This is a genomic window from Mariniflexile litorale, assembly GCF_031128465.2.
GTDB lineage: Bacteria > Bacteroidota > Bacteroidia > Flavobacteriales > Flavobacteriaceae > Mariniflexile > Mariniflexile litorale.
The window spans coordinates 2,416,746-2,440,413 of sequence record NZ_CP155618.1 but is presented as its reverse complement, the minus strand read 5'-3'; the positions used below and the strand labels follow the sequence as shown (position 1 = coordinate 2,440,413).

General features: G+C 33.4%; 21 protein-coding genes and 1 tRNA gene. 12 read left to right on the top strand and 10 right to left on the bottom strand.

What is annotated here, in order from left to right:
- Positions 1-56: 56 nt before the first annotated feature.
- Positions 57-1,259 (bottom strand): type IX secretion system outer membrane channel protein PorV, encoded by a 1,203-nt coding sequence (porV, locus tag QLS71_RS09955; protein ID WP_308990910.1) that lies wholly within the window; start codon positions 1,257-1,259, stop codon positions 57-59.
- A 34-nt stretch (positions 1,260-1,293) separates the two neighbouring features.
- The gene (porU, locus tag QLS71_RS09950) at positions 1,294-5,148 is read right to left on the bottom strand and encodes a type IX secretion system sortase PorU (protein WP_308990911.1); all 3,855 of its coding nucleotides are present in this window, start codon (positions 5,146-5,148) and stop codon (positions 1,294-1,296) included.
- A gap of 294 nt (positions 5,149-5,442) precedes the next feature.
- On the opposite strand from porU, the gene gldJ reads away from it, so the two are divergent.
- A complete protein-coding gene (gene gldJ / locus QLS71_RS09945; protein ID WP_308990912.1) occupies positions 5,443-7,140 on the top strand; it encodes a gliding motility lipoprotein GldJ in 1,698 nt (565 codons plus the stop codon).
- Positions 7,141-7,229: 89 nt separating this feature from the next.
- Positions 7,230-8,510 (top strand): UDP-N-acetylmuramoyl-tripeptide--D-alanyl-D-alanine ligase, encoded by a 1,281-nt coding sequence (murF, locus tag QLS71_RS09940; RefSeq protein WP_308990913.1) that lies wholly within the window; start codon positions 7,230-7,232, stop codon positions 8,508-8,510.
- Positions 8,511-8,580: 70 nt separating this feature from the next.
- Here murF and QLS71_RS09935 read toward each other — a convergent pair.
- The 8 genes from QLS71_RS09935 to QLS71_RS09900 form a co-directional block, all read right to left on the bottom strand.
- A tRNA-Val gene (locus QLS71_RS09935) sits at positions 8,581-8,655 on the bottom strand.
- A 62-nt stretch (positions 8,656-8,717) separates the two neighbouring features.
- Positions 8,718-9,935, bottom strand: a complete 1,218-nt coding sequence (locus tag QLS71_RS09930) for a folylpolyglutamate synthase/dihydrofolate synthase family protein (protein WP_308990914.1) — start codon at positions 9,933-9,935, stop codon at positions 8,718-8,720.
- A 10-nt stretch (positions 9,936-9,945) separates the two neighbouring features.
- The gene (locus QLS71_RS09925; RefSeq protein ID WP_308990915.1) at positions 9,946-10,791 is read right to left on the bottom strand and encodes an energy transducer TonB; all 846 of its coding nucleotides are present in this window, start codon (positions 10,789-10,791) and stop codon (positions 9,946-9,948) included.
- Positions 10,792-10,853: 62 nt separating this feature from the next.
- Positions 10,854-11,246 carry a biopolymer transporter ExbD gene (locus tag QLS71_RS09920; RefSeq protein WP_308990916.1) on the bottom strand — a complete coding sequence of 131 codons (393 nt, stop codon included), beginning with the start codon at positions 11,244-11,246 and terminating at the stop codon, positions 10,854-10,856.
- A 3-nt stretch (positions 11,247-11,249) separates the two neighbouring features.
- Positions 11,250-11,951 carry a MotA/TolQ/ExbB proton channel family protein gene (locus QLS71_RS09915; protein WP_308990917.1) on the bottom strand — a complete coding sequence of 234 codons (702 nt, stop codon included), beginning with the start codon at positions 11,949-11,951 and terminating at the stop codon, positions 11,250-11,252.
- Between the two features lie 95 nt (positions 11,952-12,046).
- On the bottom strand, positions 12,047-13,441 hold the full coding sequence (nhaD, locus tag QLS71_RS09910; protein ID WP_308990918.1) for a sodium:proton antiporter NhaD: 1,395 nt from the start codon (positions 13,439-13,441) through the stop codon (positions 12,047-12,049).
- 77 nt (positions 13,442-13,518) lie between these two features.
- Positions 13,519-13,758 carry a hypothetical protein gene (locus tag QLS71_RS09905; RefSeq protein WP_308990919.1) on the bottom strand — a complete coding sequence of 80 codons (240 nt, stop codon included), beginning with the start codon at positions 13,756-13,758 and terminating at the stop codon, positions 13,519-13,521.
- Positions 13,759-14,050: 292 nt separating this feature from the next.
- On the bottom strand, positions 14,051-15,115 hold the full coding sequence (locus QLS71_RS09900; RefSeq protein ID WP_308990920.1) for an anhydro-N-acetylmuramic acid kinase: 1,065 nt from the start codon (positions 15,113-15,115) through the stop codon (positions 14,051-14,053).
- Positions 15,116-15,209: 94 nt separating this feature from the next.
- On the opposite strand from QLS71_RS09900, the gene QLS71_RS09895 reads away from it, so the two are divergent.
- From QLS71_RS09895 to QLS71_RS09850, 10 genes are all read left to right on the top strand, one after another.
- The gene (locus QLS71_RS09895) at positions 15,210-16,352 is read left to right on the top strand and encodes an acyl-CoA dehydrogenase (protein WP_308990921.1); all 1,143 of its coding nucleotides are present in this window, start codon (positions 15,210-15,212) and stop codon (positions 16,350-16,352) included.
- 129 nt (positions 16,353-16,481) lie between these two features.
- Positions 16,482-16,817, top strand: a complete 336-nt coding sequence (locus QLS71_RS09890) for an arsenosugar biosynthesis-associated peroxidase-like protein (protein ID WP_106660819.1) — start codon at positions 16,482-16,484, stop codon at positions 16,815-16,817.
- Positions 16,818-16,896: 79 nt separating this feature from the next.
- On the top strand, positions 16,897-17,949 hold the full coding sequence (gene arsS, locus QLS71_RS09885; RefSeq protein WP_308990922.1) for an arsenosugar biosynthesis radical SAM (seleno)protein ArsS: 1,053 nt from the start codon (positions 16,897-16,899) through the stop codon (positions 17,947-17,949).
- Positions 17,950-17,972: 23 nt separating this feature from the next.
- Positions 17,973-18,674: a TIGR04282 family arsenosugar biosynthesis glycosyltransferase gene (locus QLS71_RS09880; protein ID WP_308990923.1), complete on the top strand. Its 702-nt coding sequence runs from the start codon at positions 17,973-17,975 to the stop codon at positions 18,672-18,674.
- Positions 18,667-19,479 (top strand): purine-nucleoside phosphorylase, encoded by an 813-nt coding sequence (locus tag QLS71_RS09875; protein ID WP_308990924.1) that lies wholly within the window; start codon positions 18,667-18,669, stop codon positions 19,477-19,479. Before QLS71_RS09880 ends, QLS71_RS09875 begins: the two co-directional genes overlap by 8 nt.
- A gap of 205 nt (positions 19,480-19,684) precedes the next feature.
- Positions 19,685-20,653 carry an arsenosugar biosynthesis arsenite methyltransferase ArsM gene (gene arsM, locus QLS71_RS09870; RefSeq protein ID WP_308990925.1) on the top strand — a complete coding sequence of 323 codons (969 nt, stop codon included), beginning with the start codon at positions 19,685-19,687 and terminating at the stop codon, positions 20,651-20,653.
- Between the two features lie 77 nt (positions 20,654-20,730).
- Positions 20,731-21,294, top strand: coding sequence for a transposase (locus tag QLS71_RS09865; RefSeq protein ID WP_308990926.1), 564 nt, complete (start codon positions 20,731-20,733; stop codon positions 21,292-21,294).
- 48 nt (positions 21,295-21,342) lie between these two features.
- On the top strand, positions 21,343-22,227 hold the full coding sequence (locus tag QLS71_RS09860; RefSeq protein ID WP_308990927.1) for a sterol desaturase family protein: 885 nt from the start codon (positions 21,343-21,345) through the stop codon (positions 22,225-22,227).
- Positions 22,227-22,928: a DUF547 domain-containing protein gene (locus QLS71_RS09855; protein WP_308990928.1), complete on the top strand. Its 702-nt coding sequence runs from the start codon at positions 22,227-22,229 to the stop codon at positions 22,926-22,928. Before QLS71_RS09860 ends, QLS71_RS09855 begins: the two co-directional genes overlap by 1 nt.
- Positions 22,921-23,613 (top strand): TIGR04283 family arsenosugar biosynthesis glycosyltransferase, encoded by a 693-nt coding sequence (locus tag QLS71_RS09850; protein ID WP_308990929.1) that lies wholly within the window; start codon positions 22,921-22,923, stop codon positions 23,611-23,613. The genes QLS71_RS09855 and QLS71_RS09850 overlap by 8 nt, the downstream gene beginning before the upstream one ends.
- The last annotated feature ends 55 nt before the right edge of the window (positions 23,614-23,668 follow it).

The following is a 23,668-nucleotide window of genomic DNA, read 5'->3' as shown; positions in this document are numbered from 1 at the left end:
AAAAAACTATTGCGATTTGCAATAGTTTTTTTTTATATCATTTATTTAGTATCTAGTTAATACTCATTGTATTCTCCTGTACCAATATTAAAGGTTAACGAAAAACGCAAGGTGTTTTCCAAAGGACTTTGCACTTTGGATGCCGAAAATAAATACGATAAATCTATATTGACCACATTCGCTTTAAAGCCAGCTCCTAGGGCTAAAAATTTCCTAGCGCCTTTATCTTCACTTTCGTTAAAGTAACCCATTCTAAAAGCAAATGAATCTTGATATACATATTCTGCTCCTAGCGACCATGTAAATTCTTTTAACTCTTCACTAAAACCATCTGGAGCATCACCAAAGGATTGGAACATACCCGATAAAAAGTTTACATCGGGGTCTTTACCTGCTGCAATAATAGTTGGTTCATCATCCCCTTGTGCTTCATCACCATCCGTATCAACATAACCGTAAACAGGTGGTGTGGGTACTAATAATTTTGTAATCTCAGCAGTTACTGCTATTTTATTATATTGATCGAATATAAAATCGAAGCCTGCTCCTAAACGTAGATTTGTAGGTTGAAAATTTTCAAGCCCTCCTGCATCATACTTAAATTTAGGTCCAATATTTTGAATTGCAAATCCCATCCTCCAACGACCATTAAAATCAGTATAAGCTTCTTCTTCGCTTTGATAGTATCCTGAAATATCTACACCAAAAGTACTTGCTGCTGATGCATCATTATCAACACCTTGTATTCTTAAATCTGAACGTAAATAACGCATGGCAACCGACATACCGAATTGCTCTGATAATCGTAACGCATAAGACACATCAAGAGAAAGCTCACTTGGTCTTTGAATTCTAGGTTCATCAAATTCATTATCAACAAATTCAATATCTCCTAAAGAAAAATATCTTAAACTAGCTGCAAACGCACTTTTTTCATCCAAACGATTAAAATAAGTAACATTTCCTAAGAAAATATCATTCACTAACTTACTTAGATAAGGTGTGTAACTAACTCCTATGCCAGACTTAGCTTCTGAAAATACATATTTTGATGAATTCCACTGCTGTGAAAAAGCATCTACAGACGTTGCAACACCCATATCCCCCATTGCAGCGGCTCTAGCATCTGGAGCAATTAGCAAAAAAGGTATTCCTGTTGTAATAACTCTTCTATCTTGATTTGGAAAAATAATAGTTTCTTGTGCGCTCGCTTTTGAAACGAAAACAAATACTATTAAGAGTAGTAGTTGGTTCTTCATGAATTAGTTTTAGTTTAACAAATATAAATTTTTATTAGAGTATAACAAGTTTCTCTATTTTTTCTACTTTTTTATTGAGGAATTCTGACTGAACAGTTAACTTATAGATATAAACACCTTTTCCTATTCTATCTCCAAAATCGTCCCTACCGTCCCAAACAATATCTCTTGATAATGAACTATTAGTTATTGCGCCACCAGAAGTTTGCCCATTTAAGGTTCTTACCAGCTTACCTGAGACAGTGAATATTTGTATAGAAACGTTTAAAGGTGCCGAACTATTGTGATTAAACCAAAATTCAGTGTAATTCACAAAAGGATTTGGGTAATTAAGCACGTTGTTTATTTGTAAAATTTCATCTTTATCATACACAACGAACTGAATATCAGCTATTGATGAATTATTATACACATCCCAAGCCTTAATTGTTAAAGTATGTAACCCAGGCGCTAAATCTCTAAACGGAAAACTCACCACTCCCTTTTTATAATTGTCTACTTCAGTTTGGTAATAATCGTTTAAAACGATGGGGTTTGTTTCATCGCCATCAATAATCCCTACAATATCATGCCCAATTCCACTTGCGGTATTAATACCATTCGCATCTTCTAACTTTACTAGTAATGTAGGTGATTCATTTGTAATACCTCCAGATACAAAGTTTTCATCATTCATATAAAGCATTATAATAGGCCCTATATTGTCTTCTTCGGCATTATTGTTTAAGCCGCCAATTCTAACAGTGTTCACGCTTGCTCCAGTTTGGTCTTCTAATAAAGTTTCATTTTTTGAATAAAAGCTCACTTTACCAAACCCAACGGGTATACTAATGTCTTTTGGTACCACAAAATCGAATTCAAACTGACCATTTTTTACAGATGCCTGTCCTCTGAAAATAATTTCCCCAAGGGTTTTAAAATCTAGCTTTACTAATTGTCCGTTTAAAACAGTACCATCGTTAGCTAATGTTTGTCTATCAATGTCTTTATCATAAATGGTTACTGAAAGTGTGCCATTATAATTTGTAAGCAAATTTCCAGAAGTACCTGTTACCTCACCCGCAAGTTTTACGTAACTTAAAGCTTTTAAAGTATCTGTAGCTTGTCCAATAGGCACATTATTAATTTTCGTAAGTTGAATATTAGGTTTTGGAAATGCCAACTTCATAGCAGGATCTCCGATATAAAAAATTAATCGATTTTGACTTTGACCTGTAATAGAAGGATTATTTTTTGTTAACCTTAAAGCTTCTGCCATAGATGGATACTCATAATCTTCATACCCATCATCATCACTATATGAAAACAAATATTGTCCTAATAAATTATTAAACGTAATAGCAAAATTCACAAATATCTGTCTGGTTGTAGTTATTAAACCAATAGCACCCGCTTGTTTGTTCCAATAAGTATGTTCGCCTGCTGTTTCCCTATAAGGGTTATCAAATTTAGTGAATTCGCAAGTCACTGTTACAAAACAATTAAATTTATAATAATTACGAAAATCTTCAATATTGGTTTTTAACAGAATACGCTCTTGAGCTAAGCCATCTTCACCTCCATGTCCAAAATAATTAATTACCAAAGCACCATTATCAATCGCATTTGCCAACTCGGTATTTACTTGCGGATACCTATTACCTCCTGCTGAAGTTTCTTGCTTATAAGCATCACTATGAATTTTCACCACATTTATAAATGGTTTTTTCTGTGTAACTAAATCACCAATACTATCGGTGGTTTTTTGCAATATACCTTCCCAATCTTTATCGACATCATCTGAAACGGTAATAAAATTATTTCGCCAGCTACCTAAAGATTCTTTTGAGTAATATTGTTCGACTTTATCAACCAATTCTTTTGCACGTTGTGGTGTATCAGCTAAAACTCTTCCAACAGCGATATCTAACTTATCGCTTGTTGCCATTGTGCCTTCATTAGCATCCATCATACCATAGAAATCATCCGAAACAAACGAACCTGTTAAATTAAAACTACTGTATGAATGCCATGAAGGCACAATGTTAGTATTATTAGGCACTCTATTTTTATAATCGAAAGAACCATCGCCAAATAAACATAAATACTTTATTTTTTTCTCTGGAGAACTCGCATTATCGTAAACATATTTTACTAAATTTCGAATAGCTCCTATATCTTGATTCCCTGTACTGAATTCGTTATAAATTTCATTTAAACCAAAAACTTTTACATTTAAGCTATATTGATTTCTATTTATTTGAGCTAATCGTTCTGCTTGAATAAGCATATTATCGGGTGCCACAATAATATAATCGACATCTTGAAATTCTCGTTGATTATTTAAAAATACAGTTCCTTTTATATTTTGATTACTTAGCGTTGTTTTAGAATCAAATTTCGGCTCGAAATAATCTTGAGATGTTATGGCTACATAAGTTTTTAATACACCCATTGTTGCTGTAAAATTTAGGGTTGGAGCCGAATCTGTATTTAATAAATTAGATACATTATAAATATCGGTCACATCCCAAACTTCTGAAACTTGCGACGCATTCGTAATAGTATATTGACCAATACCAGATACTGAAGAGACCACGCTATTCTTAAATTGAAATTGTTTCTTATTAAAATTTAAGGCCCGAGTAGCTTCAATAGAAATATAATCTAAATACCCTAAAGCGCTTGGATTTCCTTGTTTATCGTAATTTAAACCTACCGATATTTTAGAAGCATTTACATTAACTGTACCATTATAAACAGCCTCATTTGCTAAACTTGGATTGGACGCACCTGCTATAGACAACGTAGATATAGGAGCGCCATTTACTGCCAATTTCATAGAAGTTTGGGTTGATGAAGCCGCTGCAACATAAACCTTCAACCTCACAGGAATTGTCGTTATCAAATCTGGAAAATCAAAATTAAACGTTTTATTAGTATCAACATCAAATCGGTTACCAAACCAGCGTCTACCCAAAAAGGCTATATTATATTGATCTATTTCATGAAATTTATATTCTTCAAACGTATTAATTACTAAATTGATTGGACCACTTGGTTGTACAAATGGTTGAATGCGTTTTCCGGAACCCGAACTTATATTAATATAATAGTATGTTTTATCGGTAAAACAATTTATATTGGTGTTACTTTCTAAATTATATCCTTTTGGTCCTTGGGCATAAAACAAAATATAATCTTCATTGTTAAAAACACCATCTGTTTCACCTACAACTTTTATAGCATTTTCCTCAACATCAAACGGATACGGAACAGCATTTGAATTTGGAATCATGCGTCCACCATTACCATACAACTTAATGGTTCTTGGATCTACATCATTTACTTTTACACCCAACCGCTGTAAAAAATTTTTGGATAATTTAAAAACACCCGTGGTATCTATATAAAACCGATACCATTCTCCTCTGCTTAATACTGAATTTGAAATAGCATGTATTTTACTTATTTTATTTAATGAAGAAATTCTATTACCACCACCGCCTGATGCATAATCAATTTGAAAAGAAGTAACTTTTCTATAAGTCCCATTTGCTCCTTTTATAATAGGCGACAATTGAAAAACAGCAAACTGCTTATCTCTTGCTACAGCATTTTTTAAAGTAAATATTAATTGCGTTGGAATAGTATTAACATCTAAATCCTTTAACTCGCTTTTAGAAATAGGTGCATAAGAAATATGACTCACAGCTATTGAAGATTCGTTTACACTATTTGAAACAGACCATTGTGCAACAAACTGCAATCCTTCATCAAAACCAAAACTAAAGTTTTCTTTATTAAACGACGGAACCTCCAATGTATAAGTGCCCCCAGAAATCTTTTGAGAAGACTCCCAATTAATAGAGAACTTTTGTTGTTGCGCAAACACAACATAACAACTCATACATAATAAAAGTAAAATTTTCTCTTTCATTGCTAAAATAACATTATGAATGCCGTGTTATTATTAAAAAAAATAACAAAATTAAAAACTGAGACAAAAATACAATAATAAATGAGTAAATCATACGTTAATATAACTCAAATGAACGGTGAAAAAGGGCTAAAACATCGTTGTAATGATTAAAAAATAGGGTGAAATGCACTTTTTTTTAGACAAATTACAAAAAATAGCTTGCGGTATTCGGTTTAATTCTTATATTGCACCACCAAAAATATTATTAGCTTACTTAAACGTATGGATATGAAAAAAGTAGTAGCATTCAAGGTTTTATTGGTTTTAGCGTTAACAATGGCTACAACTGGATGTAAAAAATCTTCGAGTTCAAAGAATAGTTCTAGAGCTACCGGATGGCAAATTAACTCTAAAGAAGGCGGTTTTCAGTACAATACCGACTTTAAAGAACAAGAAACCTCTCCAGGATTAGTATTTGTTGAAGGTGGAACTTTTACAAAAGGCCGTGTTCAAGATGATGTGATGCACGATTGGAATAATACTCCTAACCAACAACACGTTCAATCGTTTTATATGGATGAAACAGAGGTTACCAATGCTATGTACATGGAGTACTTGGATTGGATTAAACGTGTTTATCCTCCATCAGACGAGAATTTTAGAGCCATTTATCACGGTGCTTTACCAGACACACTTGTTTGGAGAAACCGATTAGGTTTTAATGAAGTTATGACAGAAAACTATTTACGTCACCCAGGTTATGGTGAATACCCAGTTGTTGGTGTAAGTTGGATACAAGCTGTTGAATTTGCAAATTGGAGATCAGATCGTGTTAACGAATATAATTTAGAGCAAGCAGGTTACTTAAAACGTGATGCTAAAATAGTTGATGTAAATCCTGAATCTACTTTCAGCACAGACACTTACATTAATGCGCCTACACTAACATATGGTGGAAACGAAGAAGTTATTAACCCTGAACGAGGTAACAAAAGATTTGCTAGAACGGATGCGGATGGCAACGAAACCAATATCTATGCTACTAGAGAAACAGGCTTAATTACACCTAAGTATAGACTCCCAACCGAAACAGAATGGGAATATGCCGCTTTAGGATTAAGTGAAATAAGAAGCTACAATCTATACCGTGGTCGTAAAAAATATCCATGGGATGGTCAATATACACGTAATGGTTCTCGTAAATTTAGAGGCGACCAATTAGCAAACTTTAAACAAGGAAAAGGTGATTACGGTGGCATTGCTGGATGGTCCGACGATGGTGCCGATATTACGAATGCCGTTAAATCTTACGAACCTAATGATTTTGGTTTATATGATATGGCAGGTAATGTTGCCGAGTGGGTGGCCGATGTTTACAGACCAATTATTGATGATGAGTTTAACGATTTTAACTACTATCGTGGTAACGTTTATACTAAAAATGCTATTAATGAGGATGGTACTGTAAAAGTAGTAACTGTTGATGATATTGTTTACGACACCCTTTCAAACGGTAAAATAGTAGCTAGAGACTTACCAGGTGAAATATTACAAGTACCTATTGATGAAAACGAAACTTATTTACGCACCAACTTTGATAAGAGTAATGAAATAAACTTTAGAGATGGCGACAAACGATCTTCTCGTAATTATGAAAGTTTTAATGATGAAGGCGACGAGAATGGAAATCTTAAGGGTTCTCAAACAAGTAAAATGTACAACTCTCCTAAAAATATCATTACTAGAGACTCTTCAGGAAAGATAGTGAGACAATATGATAAATCTAACACGAGATCTTCTTTAATAAATGATGAAGTTCGAGTTTACAAAGGTGGTTCTTGGAAAGACAGAGAGTATTGGTTAGACCCAGCTCAAAGACGTTATTTCCCTCAAGATATGGCTACCGATTATATTGGATTTAGATGCGCTATGTCTAGAGTAGGTTCAAAATCTAAAGAAAAAAATAAAACCAAGAATTAATAACTTCTTGTAAATAATTAAAAAAGTCCTAGCAAATGTTAGGACTTTTTTAATACATTTAATTCTGAAACCTTATACCATTTCAACCTTTGAAAATAGAACAACTACATCATCTTTTCTTAGAATGCCATAGCGCATGTACTGATACCCGAAAGATTAAACCTAACGATATGTTTTTCGCCCTTAAAGGCGATAATTTTAATGGCAATACATATGCAGCACAAGCCATACTGAATGGTGCGAAATATGCTATTATTGATGAAACTGAATTTAAAACATCAGCTAAAACAATTTTAGTGAGTAATGTACTTGAAACACTTCAAGCATTAGCCGCATTTCATAGAACATTTTTAAATGTCCCTATTATAGCTCTTACAGGAAGTAATGGGAAAACAACAACAAAAGAACTTATTAATGCTACCCTTTCACAAAAATATAAAACAACCGCAACCATTGGTAATTTAAATAATCATATAGGCGTACCGTTAACCCTGCTTTCAATGAATAAAAATACTGAAATAGGTATTATTGAAATGGGAGCAAATCATTTAACAGAAATCGAATTTTTATGCAACATAGCAAAACCAGACTATGGATATATAACCAATTTTGGAAAGGCACATTTAGAAGGGTTTGGAAGTATTGAAGGTGTTATTAAAGCTAAAACCGAACTCTACAATTTTTTAATTGAAAATAATAAAACCATTTTTATAAATGGAAACGATCCTATTCAATTAGAAAAAACCAAAGATGTAAATACATTTACCTTTGGAAATAATACTGATTTTGATGTTCAAATTAATTTTATTGAAGCGCAGCCAAATGTAAGTATAAGCTATAATGAATTAACTATTAACAGCCATTTAATGGGCGAATACAATTTCAACAATATAGCTGCAGCAATAACGATAGCTACTTATTTTAAAGTTGATATTGAATCCATAAAAACTGGTATAGAAAATTATACCCCAACAAATAATCGTTCGCAAGTCATAAAAAAAGGAACAAATAAAATCATTCTAGATGCTTACAATGCAAATCCCACCAGCATGCAAGCTGCTTTATTAAATTTTGAAAAATTAAATGACACCAACAAAATAGCAATTTTAGGCGACATGTTTGAATTAGGACAAGATGCTGAATTGGAACATCAAAACATTGTTAAATTATTAGAAACATTAAATCTCAGCAAGATCATATTAATAGGTGAAAATTTCAATAATACCCCCACTAAACCAAAAAAAATAATCTACTTTAAAACTTTCGATGTTTTTAAAAACAATTTTGATATGTCTCAAATTGACAAGGCAACACTTTTAATTAAAGGTTCCAGAGGCATGGCTTTGGAACGTATTTTGGAGTTGCTCTAAATTATTTTTTATTAAGATAAATATTATATAAAACAAAAAATCCTAAAGAAAAACTTTAGGATTTTTTTTGTGGGCAATGAGGGATTCGAACCCCCGACCCTCTCGGTGTAAACGAGATGCTCTGAACCAACTGAGCTAATTGCCCTTGTTATCGGTGTGCAAATATAAGCTAGATTTTCAATCTGCAAAAACTTTTTTAATAAAAATTTAAATTATTTCTGCTACCACAAACGTACTCCCTCCAATAAATATAAAATCGTTTAGAGAAGCCGCGCTTAAAGCAGTTTTATATGCTTCATTAACAGAATCATAAGCCTCTCCTTTCAGGTTATAAGTGTTGAGAAACTTTTTTAGCTCCTTAGCATCCAATCCACGAGGAATATCTGGTTTACAGAAATAATAAGTAGCATTTTTTGGTAATAAATCTATTAAAGAGGTCAGGTCTTTGTCATTTACAACTCCAAAAACAATATGTAAGGCATCAAATACCTCAATTGATAATTGCTGCATTACATAACTTAGGCCTTCTTTATTATGTCCAGTATCACAAACTACCTTTGGGTGGGTATGTAATGTTTGCCAACGCCCCATTAAACCAGTATTCTTCACAACACTTAATAAGCCAGCTTTTATGTTTTGATGCGTTATGTTAAATTCTTTCTGCTGAAGCTCTTTTATTGTTTGAACAACAGTAACGATATTTTTAGATTGGTACAATCCCGTTAAATCGGAAGTAAATACCTCTTCAGTTTCATTATCAGCAAACACAATCTTAGATTTATTTTTATTTGCTAATTCTTTAAAAACAGCTGCTGTTTCTTTTTGAGTTTCACCTATAATTACTGGAATGTTTGGTTTTATGATACCACCTTTTTCAAAAGCAATGGCTTCCAAAGTATCACCAAGAAACTGTGTGTGATCCAAACCAATATTTGTAATAACAGACACCTCTGGGGTTATAATATTCGTGGAATCTAATCGACCACCAAGCCCCACTTCAATAACAGCAATATCAACATGTTCTTTTGCGAAATACTCAAAAGCCATACCTACGGTCATTTCAAAAAAAGACAGTGAGCTTGCTTCAAAAAATGATTTATTTCGCTGTATAAAGCTACTAACAAATTGCTTACTAACAACCTTCCCATTAATTTTTATGCGCTCTCTGAAATCTTTTAAATGAGGTGACGTATATAAACCCACTTTATAACCAGCTTCCTGCAAAATAGAAGCTAGCATGTGGCTTGTAGAGCCCTTACCATTAGTACCAGCTACGTGAATACTTTTGAAATTATTTTCTGGATGCTGTAAATGTTCTATTAACTTTATGGTATTTAACAAATCTTTTCGGAATGCCGATTGGCCCTGTCGTTGATACATTGGCAGTTGTAAAAACATCCAATTTAATGTATCTTGATACGTCATGTTTATTGCTCTAATTTGATGTGAAGTTTATTTGTACAAAACCTTTTTGTCTATCTGGTGCATTTAAGTCTGCAGGCCATTTAATTGACATAGCAAAAATTTTAGCAACCTGTCTGAGACAGTCGGTAATATTTGTAGTTCCCTTTGCTCCTGGAATAGCTTCAATTACGTTTCCATTCTTATTTACTACAACACTTACTACAACCAACCCATATTCATTATCGCAACCTTCAGGTTTTTTAAACTGAGGCTTACCTCTACCATTCAGCCCGTAACCAACGCCTCCACTACCTGCTCCGCCAGAACCAAAATAACTTGGCGCATACGGATCACCATCTAACTGCCCTTTATCACCTGCTTTATTATCATCACCTTCACCTCCAGTTGCAGCTCCTTCCGATTTACTAACACCCCCAATTAAGGCATCTAGTTTTTTCTTTTTTTCTTCTAACTCACGCTTTTCTTTAGCGATTCTATCGGCTTCTGCTTTAGCCTTGGCGTCTGCAGCTGCTTTGGCTTTCGCCTCAACTTCTTTCTGCTTTTTTATGGCAATTTCCTCAGCATTATCGGCTGTTAAAACCTCTTCTTTTGCTTCAGCTGCTTTTGTAGGCTCCGCCTTAGTAGGTTGTACCTCTACTGGCTTATTAATATTTACTGGTTCAGATTTAATCGGCTTTAGTGGCTGTACGGTTCCTGAACCAAAATCGGTTGTTCCAAAATTTACTGCAATCCCGTATTCCTCTGGTGGATCAACATAAGGCGCCCCAACCACAAATAATAGCAGCAATATTATAACAGAAATTAATGCTGTTAATTTTGCTGAATTCTTTTCATGAATGGTTCTGAAATACTTCATTTGGATTAATGATTTCTTTGATTAGAATAATCTAAAATCGTGCCGTTTTACGCAATAGTGAATTAATTAGGCTGTACTGCTAGTATAACTTTAAACTTGTTTCGGTTAGCAATATCCATGACCTTAACTACATTTTCAACAGGTACTGATTTTTCAGCTCTTAAAACAATGGTTGGCTTTTCTTCTGAAGATAAGGCTGCTAATAATTCGTTTTCTAAAACGCTTTCACCTACTCGCTTTTGGTCTATATAATAAGTTAAATCTGCTTTTATACTAACCGCTATAGACTTCTTGTTCTCGGTTTTTCCACTAGCTTTTGGCAATAGTATATCAATAGCATTGGTAGTTACCAAGGTTGAAGCTAACATAAAAAAAATGAGTAACAGAAAAACAATATCTGTCATAGAGGCCATACTAAATTCTGGCGTTACTTTATTTCTACCTTTTAAATTCATTTTTTATGTAGGTTCATTTAAATGATCTAAAAACTCTAAGGAATTAGCTTCCATTTGATATACCACTTTGTCAGTTTTCACAACTAAATGATTAAAAGCCATGTAAGCTACAATACCAACAATTAAACCTGCTACTGTAGTTGTCATAGCTGTATACAACCCATCTGCAAGTAACTTAATATCAATTTGTCCACCAGAATTTGCAATTTCAAATATGGATAAGATCATACCAATAACCGTCCCTAAAAATCCAATCATTGGAGCGGCTCCAGAAATTGTAGCTAAAACACTTACGTTTTTTTCTAAACCATAAACTTCTAGTCTACCTGCATTTTCTATAGCTGTATTAATATCGGCTAAAGGTTTTCCTATTCTTGAAATACCCTTACCAATTAATCTAGACACGGGTGAATTTACTTGAGCGCAAAGTATTTGCGCGGAATCAATTTTCCCATGGGATACATGATCTTTAATTTGATTCATAAAATTTCCATCTATTTGTGATGCTGCTTTTATAGCAAACATGCGTTCAAAATAAATATAAATGGCTCCTACCAGCATTAAAAAAAGTAAAGCAATGATAAATTGTCCTGCAACTCCACCACTACTAATTAATTCTATAATTGAAAGTGTTTTTTGAACAGGTACCTCATCCGTAAGCAACTCTGCTCCTTCTTGTGTATTTTGTAATAATGTATTCAGCATAAAAAATATATTTCTTGAAGTGTATAACGATTCTTTTTTTGTTTAAGTATAAAATAGATACTATTGATTCTTTTTATTTAAAAATGACAAGGGTATTAAAACAATGTTCTGGTTACCATGAATGCTGCCGAGCCTACTAAAAATCCAATTGCTGCAAGCCATGAAATTTTCTTTAAGTACCAGAAAAAATCAATTTTCTCCATTCCCATAGCAACTACACCTGCTGCAGAACCTATAATTAACATACTACCTCCTGTTCCGGCAGAAAATGCTACGAAATGCCAAAGCTCATTATCCATGGGCTCTGAAAACATCCCTAAACTCGCTGCGACTAAAGGTACATTATCAATAACTGCTGAACCAACTCCCAATAACAACATCACTAAATCGGACACTCCTGAATGATGCAGCTCGGTTCCAAGCATTGGCATACCTTCTTTTAATGAATCGGCAAATTCAAATAAAACACCTAAAGACTCTAAAGCAGCAACTGCCATTAAAATACCTAAGAAAAATAATATACTAGGTAATTCGATTTTTGATAAAGAACTATGTACTGGACTGTGGTGTGCATGGGCATCACTCTCTGCCGCATCATTGAAATCGCTGATACTAAATTTTGAAGAGCTATATATTTCTGCAAAAACAGCCACAACACCCAAAGATAACATCATACCTACATATGGAGGCAGGTGTGTTACCATTTTAAATATTGGCACAAATACAATGGCCCCTAAGCCTAAATACAACATAGTACTCCCAAATTTTGATTTCTTTTTTTCTTCTACTTCTTCAATCTCTAAATCTCCTTTAAATGCTGGAAGAAAAGAAGCTATCAAAGTTGGCACTGCCATACACAAAAATGATGGAATTAATAAATAGCCCATTAAATGACCTGTAGACACTTTTTTACCAATCCAAAGCATCGTCGTTGTAACATCTCCTATAGGAGACCAAGCACCTCCTGCATTTGCGGCAATTATTATTAAACCCGCAAACCATATACGAACTTCTCTATCTTTTACAATTTTTTGAAGAATTGAAATAAGCACAATCGTTGCAGTAAGGTTATCGATAATTGCTGATAAAATAAATGCTAAAAAGCCAAAAAGCCATAATATTTTTGTCTTCTTTTTAGTTTTTACAAAGTTTTTTATAGTTGCAAACCCATCAAAGTAATCAATGATTTCTACAATAGTCATTGCTCCTAAAAGAAATACTAGTATTTCAGCAGTTTTTCCAAGATGATGCAATAAGGTTTCTTCCATTAAATGAAGTTTTTCTTCTGGTGCAAAACCTGCAAAACCGTCAACTAAACTATGTTTAGCCGAATCAAACCAATTAGGAAAACTGTCTAAACCTAATGATATTAATGCCCAACAAATAGCCATCATCACTAATGCTGGTATAAGTTTATCTATTTTTAGATTGTGTTCTAGCGTAATTGCCAAATAACCTATTACAAATACTAAAATAATTGCTGCTTCCATAAAAATTAATAAATTATATAAATTGACTTAATGCTATTTCAAAAGCGGTCGCATTCATGTCAATTTTAGATTGGTTACTATATATGTTTTAAATTGTATACTAAAATATTTCCCGATTTCACCAAAAATAGATTTGTAATCTCTTTAAAAGTAAAGCTTTCTTCATGAAATAAAACGCTTGCAATATCGCTAATTCCAACCACTTTTGCACGCATTTCAGACAAATAAAATACAGCTACAACACCCATATTCACAACACCTTGAATTACAGTACATTTATATTTTATAAACCCATAATCATATTGGCAACAACGCATTACCTAACAAACTGTTAGATAGAGTACACTTTGTTTTAACTATCAATAACAACTATAGGATTGAAAACCCTTTCTATTAAAATAATTTTGGATGCATTATCTTAGTAATTTCTTGTAAATAATTATTTTACAACTGTATCGATTGATTCTGTTTTTAGTTTTAATTTTCTTAGTTCACTGTATTTCACATTAACAAACCTCAAAAATTGAGTCATTTAAAAAAAGCATTTTAATTATTAATTAAACAAATATAAAAAACTAAAACCCGTCGAGGTTAATTTTACATTATTTTTTAAGGAAGATATATCCTGCCTGAACTGTGATTTTTGCTTGCACCTGTAACACTTTTTAAACAATTCACTTCATTGCGAATCTTTAAAACTCCTAAGAAACCAAAGATTAAAGCTTCTTTAAATTCTACAATAGATTTTGATGGTATGATAATTTTATTTTTGGAATACACTTCTAGTCTCTCTACTAAATAGGCATTATAAACACCTCCGCCAGTCGCTAAAACAGTCGCTTCCTTTTTCTTGTTTATTTCACAAGCAAGCTGTATAGCCACATGCTCTACGAATGTTTTTAAAACATCTTTTATTTCTAGTTGAAAGGCATTTACAAGTGGAAAAACATATTTATCTACCCATTCAAGCCCTAAAGATTTTGGGTAATTTGCTTTGTAAAATTCTAGGTTGTTTAATTTTTCAAGTAATTCATCATTAATAGTTCCTGTTGAAGCAATCTTGCCTTCATCATCATAATCAAACCCCAATTGTTTAACATAACTGTTTAAAACAATATTTACAGGACATACATCATAAGCAATACGTTCTCCGTCAATCTCGGTAGAAATATTAGCAAACCCACCTAAGTTCAAACAAAAATCGTATTCAGAAAATAATAATCTATCACCTATTGGCACTAAAGGCGCCCCTTGTCCGCCTAATTCAACATCTTGCACTCTAAAATCGCAAACTACTGTTTGCTCTAGCAATACAGCTAAATGCGGCATATTACCTATTTGATACGTCAACCCTTTTTCTGGCCGATGCAGTGCCGTATGACCATGCGAACAAATAGCATCAATATTTTTAATTTCAAATTTATTTATAAAGGCTGCAATGCGCATGGACAAGAAATTGGTGTAATTATTATCCATTTCTTTTAAGCCTTCTAAGTTAAAAGAAACCAGCCCTCTAAGGTTTTCCACCCATTGTGAATTGTAAGCTATAGTTTCAGAATAAATAATTTTAAAATGCCAAGTTTTATCAAATTTAAATGTGGCGTAAACAAAATCTACACCATCTAATGATGTGCCAGACATAACACCCACAACTTTATATTCGTCTTTTATCATATGGAACAAAAATAACAATCCTCATTAAATAATTAACACTAAAAAGCTATATTTGTAAATATATTTTAATGAATCATCATCTTAATTGAGAATTATGAATTTTAATCTTTCCGAAGAACATATTATGATACGAGACGCCGCTCGTGATTTTGCTCAAACAGAATTACTTCCCGGTGTTATTGAACGTGATGAAAATCAACATTTCCCAAAGGAGTTAGTAAAAAAAATGGGCGATTTAGGCTTTCTCGGTATTATGGTAGATCCAAAATATGGTGGCAGTGGCATGGATGCTATATCTTATGTGCTAATTATGGAAGAATTATCAAAAATTGATGCATCTGCTTCAGTTATTGTATCTGTTAATAACTCATTGGTATGTTATGGTTTTGAAGCGTTTGGTTCTGAAGAACAAAAACAAAAATATTTAACAAAATTGGCAACGGGCGAGTTTGTTGGCGCTTTCTGTTTAAGCGAACCTGAAGCTGGTAGTGATGCAACGTCTCAAAAAACGACGGCTATTGATAAAGGGGATCACTATGTATTAAATGGCACAAAAAACTGGATTACCAATGGTGGACGAGCCGATGTATATTTAGTAATAGCGCAAACAGATAGAGATAAAGGTTCGCATGGTATTAATGTTTTTATTGTTGAAAAAGGCATGGAAGGTTTTCATGTTGGACCAAAAGAAAATAAATTAGGCATTCGCGGAAGCGACACACATACCTTACAATTTAACGATGTCAAAGTTCCTAAAGAAAATAGAATTGGCGACGATGGTTCTGGATTTAGATTTGCCATGAAAACACTATCTGGTGGTCGAATAGGCATCGCTTCACAAGCTTTAGGTATTGCTTCGGGGGCCTTTGAATTGGCTTTAAAATACTCAAAAGAGCGCAAAGCTTTTGGGACTGAAATATGCAACCACCAAGCCATCGCTTTTAAATTAGCCGATATGTACACCGAAATTGAAGCAGCACGCCATTTAGTAATGAAAGCCGCTTGGGATAAAGACCAAGGCAACAACTACGATGTATCGAGTGCCGTGGCTAAATTATACGCATCGAAAGTAGCGATGGAACATTCTATAGAAGCAGTACAAATACATGGTGGCAATGGTTTTGTTAAAGATTATCATGTAGAACGGTTGATGAGAGATGCCAAAATTACACAGATTTATGAAGGTACTTCTGAAATTCAAAAAATCGTAATTTCTCGAAGTTTAATAAAACAATAAAAGTTTCAGAACTTTACATAACAATCAAGTTCATTATTTATCAAATTAAATAATGAACTTTTTTTGTTAAGTATTTAAATATCCTCCGACTTAAAACCAATAGATTTTTATCTTTATAAAAAACACTTTATGCAAAAAACATATTACGACCCTGCCGATTTAAAAAAGTTTGGAAAAATCTCTGAATGGAATGAAGAATTAGGAGCTAAATTTTTCGATTACTACGGCAAAGTTTTTGAAGAAGGCGCACTGACTGAAAGAGAGAAATCGTTAATTGCTTTAGCTGTTTCCCATACCATTCAATGTCCATATTGTATTGACGCCTATACAGGCGATGGCTTGCAACGAGGCATTACCAAAGAAGAAATGATGGAAGCTCTCCATGTCGCCGCAGCCATTCGTGGTGGCGCATCGTTAGTACATGGCGTACAAATGATGAATAAAGTGAATAAGCTAGATATGTAAATTAGTGTCGAATGAAATTGAGAACATTACATCCTCTCGATTTCACTATGGAAGACAACTTTGAAACCCTAAAACTTTAATGATTAAATCCCTACATAAACGCAAAAGCGAATTAGCACAAAGCAATAAACAATTAGAAATTTTATCAAATGGTATTTTTCAAAAGGGGGAATTGCCAACTTTTAAAGATAAAATTTTTGAAACTGGGCAATTTCCACTAAAAGCTAAAAAACTTGAAATTTTACAAATCAATGTGGGCTATATGTGTAATCAGGTTTGTTCGCATTGCCATGTAGATGCTGGTCCAGATCGCAAAGAAATCATGACACGGGACACTATGAGTCAGTGTCTGGAAGTCATCAAAAACACAGGCGCCCATACCTTAGACTTAACAGGTGGTGCACCTGAAATGAATCCCAATTTCCGTTGGTTTGTTGAAGAAGCCTCCAAAGCTGGTATTAAAGATTTTATTGTTCGTTCTAACTTAACCATAATTACCGCTAATAAAAAATATAACGATTTACCTGAGTTTTTCAAAAAATATAATGTGCACGTAGCAAGTTCCATGCCTCATTGGACTAAAGGAAAAACAGACAAACAACGGGGAGATGGTGTTTTTAACGCCTCTATTAAAGCTTTAAAAATGTTAAATGCCGTAGGTTACGGAATGCCCAACAGCAATTTGCGATTGGATTTGGTTTACAACCCATCAGGTGCCTTTTTACCAGGCAATCAAAAATCATTAGAAAAAGATTTTAAAAAATCACTTCTAGAAGAATTTAATATACAATTTCATAATCTATTTGCTATCACAAATCTACCTATAAGCAGGTTTTTAGATTATCTAATTGCTTCTGAAAACTATGAAGATTATATGTATTCACTAGTGGAAGCATACAACCCAAGTGCCGTAGCAAATGTTATGTGTACCAATACGCTATCTATTAGTTGGGATGGTTATTTATTTGATTGTGATTTTAATCAAATGTTAGAACTACCTGTAAACAGTAAAGTGAAACACATTTCAGACTATAATGAAGATTTACTAGAAGGTAGAAATATTGTTATTTCGCAACACTGTTATGGTTGTACGGCAGGTGCAGGAAGCAGTTGTCAAGGCAGTGTGGCTTAAGTGCAATTTTTAAAAGAACAGTCATGGGGATTTTAAGCAATAATAACAATGAAACTCGAGAGATGGCTACAAACTTCTATTTTCCTACCTCAAAAAATGCACTCATTATTTTTACTAGAAATCCAGAATTGGGAAAATGTAAAACACGGTTAGCTAAAAGCATAGGTGATGAATCTGCTCTATACATATACAAATCCCTATTGCAACATACTGCCCATGTTTCTAAAGAAATTCCAGTAGATCGATTTGTATTTTACTCCAATTCCATTCAAAAAAATGATATTTGGGATGCTACTGTTTTTAGAAAAAAATTACAACAAGGTGATGATTTGGGTTCTAAAATGGAAAATGCATTTTTAGAGTTGTTTCAAATGGGTTATGAAAAAATAATTATTATAGGTAGTGATTTGTTAGATCTAAAGAAAGAAACTATTAATAACGCTTTTGATGCTTTAAAAAAGCACAAAGTAGTTATTGGTCCAGCAGAAGATGGTGGCTATTATTTATTAGGGCTCTCAAATATGTATCATTTTATTTTCAATAATAAATCTTGGAGCGAACCTAAATTACTAGAAGAAACCTTAACCGATTTAGAAGAAAATAACATCCTATTCACTACCTTAGAGACATTAAATGATATAGATACTTACGAAGATTTAATTGCTTCAAAAGCGTATCAATCAAATTTAGATTTACAACACCATATTAAAAAGTTACATGATTAAAGAAATAGAAGAAACCGTTACATATTTACAAGGTAAAGGATTCGACAACCCCGAAATCGGCATTATACTAGGCACTGGTTTAGGACAGCTCGTAAATGAAATCGACCTTATAAATGAAGTTAGTTATAACCATATTCCTAACTTCCCAACAGCCACCGTTGAGTTCCATAAAGGAAAATTAATTTACGGCACTTTTGAAGGTAAAAAAGTCGTGGTTATGCAAGGGCGCTTTCACATATATGAAGGTTACTCGTTGCAAGACGTTACGTATCCAGTGCGCATCATGGAAAAATTAGGCATCAAAACCCTATTAATTTCCAATGCTGCGGGTGCCATCAATTTAAATTTTAAAAAAGGTGAATTGATGCTTATTGAAGACCACATCAACCTTCAAGGCAGCTCTCCCCTAGCTTTTAAAGGCGTTGAAAAAATGGGAGAACGCTTTACCGATATGAGTGCACCTTACGATGCTGAAATCAATTCTCAATTTAAAACCATCGCTAAAACCAATAACATTACATTACACGAAGGTGTTTATGCCAGTGTTGTTGGCCCGCAACTGGAAACCCGCGCCGAATACCGCATGCTAAAAATTTTAGGTGCCGATGCTGTGGGTATGAGCACTGTACCGGAAATTATTGTGGCAAATCATCTAAAATTAAAAGTAGCTGCGGTATCAGTTCTTACTGACGAATGCGACCCAAACAACTTAAAACCTGTAGATATTACCGAAATTATTGCCATGGCAGAAAAAGCAGAACCAAACATGATTACATTATTTAAAGAATTGATAAAAACAATATAGCATTTGGGCGTTACCACAAGGGTCGGGCTTTACGCTACAAGTCCTCGTTCGTATCTCACTGTGGGCTTTCCGCTGCAATCCCTAACGCAAAACAAGACCTCACAGGTTTTAAAAACCTGTGAGGTCTGAAAACAAACTATCTAACAATCTAAGTTGTCTAAATAATCTAACAAGTCTAAAATCTAAAAGTCTAAGACATCTATAAATGAGTTACCTAGAAACCACACACAACGTTTACAAAGAAGCAGCATTAACTCCAGATGTTGGCTTATGCTGTACCACCAACCCTATTTGGGAATTACCTGGATTAAAAATTCCAAAAATAATGCAGGAAATGAATTATGGTTGCGGTTCTACAGTACATGCCCGCGATTTAACCAACAACCCAAAAATGTTATATGTTGGTGTGGGCGGTGGTATGGAATTATTACAATTTGCTTATTTCAACCGTCAAAAAGGCGGCGTAGTTGGTATTGATGTGGTGGATGAAATGTTAGAAGCATCCCGCAAAAACTTCATAGAAGCCGAAACATTAAATTCTTGGTTTAAAAGCAATTTTGTAGACCTCAAAAAAGGCGACGCTATGAATCTTCCTGTGAAAGATAATAGTATTGATGTCGCTGCTCAAAATTGCCTGTTCAATATTTTCAAAGCAGATGATTTAAAGCAAGCCATTGCCGAAATGTACCGCGTACTAAAACCACATGGTAGGTTAGTAATGAGCGACCCCACCTGTGAGCAAGAAATGAATGAGGAACTTAGAAACGACGATCGCTTGCGCGCTTTATGCTTAAGTGGTAGTTTACCTATTGCAGACTATGTAAAAGCACTCACCGATGCTGGTTTTGGAACCATTGAAATTAGAGCAAGAAAACCATACCGCATTCTAGATTCAAAACACTATCCAACAAATGAATTAATATATATTGAGTCTATAGAAGTAGCAGCAATCAAAGACCCCATGCCAAGCGATGGCCCCTGCATATTTACAGGCAAAGCCGCTATTTACTATGGTGAACACGATTATTTTGATGATAAGCTAGGTCATGTGTTATTAAAAAACCAACCTTTAGCCATTTGCGATAAAACCGCAGGTGCTTTAGCCTCATTAAACAGAGACGATATATTTATTAGTGAATCTACTTATCATTATGATGGAGGTGGGTGTTGTTAATTTAATAAGACCCTTCAGGTTTTAAAAACCTGAAGGGTCTATAACTCTAATAAATCTTCTGTTTTAAAATAGAAAAAATGCAAATAGAAAAACTGGTAACAGAACATTATTATCACATATACAATCGCGGAAACAACGGTCAAAATATTTTCTTAGAAGATATTAATTACACCTATTTTCTAGATTTAATCAAAAAACATCTTATTCCAGATTTTTCAATTTTCAGCTATTGTCTTTTACCAAATCATTTTCATCTATTATTAAAAATTAATGAAGATTGCGCTACACCTTCCCAAAAATTGTCAAATTTATTTAATGCATACACAAAAGCAATCAATAAGAAATATAATCGCACAGGAAGTCTCCTTGAAAAGCCTTTTAAAAGAATATGTATTTCAAATGAAGAATATCTTAAAACATTGGTTTTATATATTCACTTGAATCCTGAAAACCACCAAATTCATAACGATTTTAGCACCTATAAACATTCATCATATCAATCCATAATATCACAAGCTAAAACACACATACAAAGAGAAGAAGTAATCAATTTGTTTGATGATTTAACTAACTTTATAGAAACTCATCAGCAAAGAAAAGTTGTTATAAATATTGAAAATGAAAAATTAATTCTTGAGTAAGATCCTTCAGGTTTTAAAATCCTGAAGGGTCTACGACTGTACCTAACCATGGAAAAATACATAAACATCATAAAAAAATCCTATTCGGGTTATTGGAATTACTTAAAGCACGAGTTAATTTCAATCAACCATTGGGATAACTTTTTTTATGGATTAATTATAATCTCTCTCGTTGTTTGGCTGTTGGAAATTATATTCCCCTGGCGTAAAAACCAATCTATTTTTAGGAAAGATTTTTGGTTAGACACTTTTTATATGTTCTTCAATTTCTTCCTTTTAAATTTAATTGTGCTCATTGCTTTATCAAATACAGTAGCAGAATTGTTTAATGATGGCTTAAAAACAATAGGACTCTCCGTTTCAAGTTTTCAACTATTCGATGTAGACGATTTACCAAAATGGCTCGGACTATTTATATTTTTTATAGTTTCAGATTTTGTACAATGGAACACGCACCGCTTGTTACACCGCGTGCCTTTCTTATGGAATTTTCATAAGGTGCACCACTCCGTTAAAGAAATGGGGTTTGCAGCACACCTCCGCTACCATTGGATGGAACCCGTAGTTTACAAATCGCTATTATATATTCCCATTGCTATTATTGGTGGATTCGATGCGCAAGATGTGGCCATTGTTTTCTTTTTCAGCATTGTAATTGGGCATTTAAATCATGCCAATTTGGGTTGGGATTATGGTTTTTTAAAATACATCTTTAACAATCCTAAAATGCATATTTGGCATCATGCAAAAGAACTTCCTAAACATGCAAGGTATGGTGTTAATTACGGACTAACTCTAAGCCTTTGGGATTACATTTTTAAAACAAATTATATTCCACATAACGGAAAAGATATTGAATTAGGTTTTAAAGACGACGAGCAATTCCCTAAAGATTTTATAAATCAGGAGTTTTATCCTCTCAATAAAAAATAATGACAAAATTATTCAGCATTGTTATCTGTACCCTATTAAGCGTTTCTATTCGAGCTCAAAATGTAGACCATTCATCATGGACGATACTTTTAGAAAAACATGTTTCCGACAAGGGACAGGTTAATTACAAAACCTTCAAAACAGATAATAAAGAGTTAAATACATACATCAACTATCTAAGCAAAAATATTCTCAATGATTCCCATTCAAAAGAAGAAAAATTAGTCTATTGGATAAACGCTTATAATGCCTTAACCATTGATTTAATTTTACGTAATTCCCCTATTAAAAGTATCAAAGACATTAAAAACCCTTGGGATCAAAAGCTTTGGAAGCTGGGTAATACATGGTATAATTTAAACGACATTGAACATGAAATTTTACGTAAAATGGACGAACCACGTATTCATTTTGCTATTGTTTGTGCCTCTGTTTCTTGTCCGAAATTATCAAACGAAGCTTATACTACTGAAAATATAGAACAACAACTTACTAAAGCAACCAAAAATTTCTTAAGTGATACTAACAGAAATATTATTTCAACAGACACATTAGAACTCTCGAAAATATTTCAATGGTTCGCTAAAGATTTCAAACAAAATGGTGGTTTAATTGATTTCTTAAATCGATATTCAGACATTAAAATTTCAGCGAAAGCTAAAACTCGATATAAAGATTATAATTGGGACTTGAATGAATAAAATTTCAATCATCATTCCTATTCTTAATGAAGCTGAGATTATTGAAAATCTGCTGATTTATATTCTAAAAAACACTTCAAAAGATAATGTTTCTGAAATTATTATTGTCGATGGCGGCAGTACTGATGGTTCACAAAGTATTGTTTCAAAGTTCTCCAATAGCATCTTATTAAATTCCAAAAAAGGACGTGCTAAACAAATGAATTTAGGCGCAAAACACGCTACAGGAAACATTCTTTATTTTTTACACGCCGATTCTTTTCCTCCTAAAAATTTCGATCAATTCATTGTTGATGAAGTTAAAAAAAACAATCAGGCGGGATGCTTTAGAATGCAATTTAACAGTACCCATTGGTGGTTAAAACTAGTCTGTTGGTTTACACAGTTTAATCACCCTGCTTGCCGTGGCGGTGATCAAAGTCAATTTATAACCAAACGTTTATTTGAAGACATTGGCGGTTTCAATGAAAGCTATGTGATTTATGAAGACAACATCCTTATTCAAGCTTTATACGAAAGAAAGCAATTTGTAGTTATCAATAAAAAACTTAAAACCTCAGCAAGGTTGTACCAAAAACATGGTGTTTGGAAACTTCAATATCACTTTGCAAGGATTTATTTTAAAAGATGGATTGGTGCTTCAGCAGAAGAACTACATATTTATTACTTAAAACATATTGCTTAATATTTATTTTTCGTATTTTCAGACAATTAGTTTAAGTATCCCTTTCATTTAAAAA

Excerpts from the sequence above, each read along its gene's own strand:
- porV (WP_308990910.1), bottom strand. The coding sequence starts at position 1,259 with ATGAAGAACCAACTACTACTCTTAATAGTATTTGTTTTCGTTTCAAAA.
- porU (WP_308990911.1), bottom strand. The coding sequence starts at position 5,148 with ATGAGTTGTTATGTTGTGTTTGCGCAACAACAAAAGTTCTCTATTAAT.
- gldJ (WP_308990912.1), top strand. The coding sequence starts at position 5,443 with ATGGATATGAAAAAAGTAGTAGCATTCAAGGTTTTATTGGTTTTAGCG.
- QLS71_RS09930 (WP_308990914.1), bottom strand. The coding sequence starts at position 9,935 with ATGACGTATCAAGATACATTAAATTGGATGTTTTTACAACTGCCAATG.
- QLS71_RS09925 (WP_308990915.1), bottom strand. The coding sequence starts at position 10,791 with ATGAAGTATTTCAGAACCATTCATGAAAAGAATTCAGCAAAATTAACA.
- QLS71_RS09920 (WP_308990916.1), bottom strand. The coding sequence starts at position 11,246 with ATGAATTTAAAAGGTAGAAATAAAGTAACGCCAGAATTTAGTATGGCC.
- QLS71_RS09915 (WP_308990917.1), bottom strand. The coding sequence starts at position 11,951 with ATGCTGAATACATTATTACAAAATACACAAGAAGGAGCAGAGTTGCTT.
- nhaD (WP_308990918.1), bottom strand. The coding sequence starts at position 13,441 with ATGGAAGCAGCAATTATTTTAGTATTTGTAATAGGTTATTTGGCAATT.
- QLS71_RS09905 (WP_308990919.1), bottom strand. The coding sequence starts at position 13,758 with ATGCGTTGTTGCCAATATGATTATGGGTTTATAAAATATAAATGTACT.
- QLS71_RS09900 (WP_308990920.1), bottom strand. The coding sequence starts at position 15,115 with ATGATAAAAGACGAATATAAAGTTGTGGGTGTTATGTCTGGCACATCA.
- QLS71_RS09895 (WP_308990921.1), top strand. The coding sequence starts at position 15,210 with ATGAATTTTAATCTTTCCGAAGAACATATTATGATACGAGACGCCGCT.
- QLS71_RS09890 (WP_106660819.1), top strand. The coding sequence starts at position 16,482 with ATGCAAAAAACATATTACGACCCTGCCGATTTAAAAAAGTTTGGAAAA.
- arsS (WP_308990922.1), top strand. The coding sequence starts at position 16,897 with ATGATTAAATCCCTACATAAACGCAAAAGCGAATTAGCACAAAGCAAT.
- QLS71_RS09880 (WP_308990923.1), top strand. The coding sequence starts at position 17,973 with ATGGGGATTTTAAGCAATAATAACAATGAAACTCGAGAGATGGCTACA.
- QLS71_RS09875 (WP_308990924.1), top strand. The coding sequence starts at position 18,667 with ATGATTAAAGAAATAGAAGAAACCGTTACATATTTACAAGGTAAAGGA.
- arsM (WP_308990925.1), top strand. The coding sequence starts at position 19,685 with ATGAGTTACCTAGAAACCACACACAACGTTTACAAAGAAGCAGCATTA.
- QLS71_RS09865 (WP_308990926.1), top strand. The coding sequence starts at position 20,731 with ATGCAAATAGAAAAACTGGTAACAGAACATTATTATCACATATACAAT.
- QLS71_RS09860 (WP_308990927.1), top strand. The coding sequence starts at position 21,343 with ATGGAAAAATACATAAACATCATAAAAAAATCCTATTCGGGTTATTGG.
- QLS71_RS09855 (WP_308990928.1), top strand. The coding sequence starts at position 22,227 with ATGACAAAATTATTCAGCATTGTTATCTGTACCCTATTAAGCGTTTCT.
- QLS71_RS09850 (WP_308990929.1), top strand. The coding sequence starts at position 22,921 with ATGAATAAAATTTCAATCATCATTCCTATTCTTAATGAAGCTGAGATT.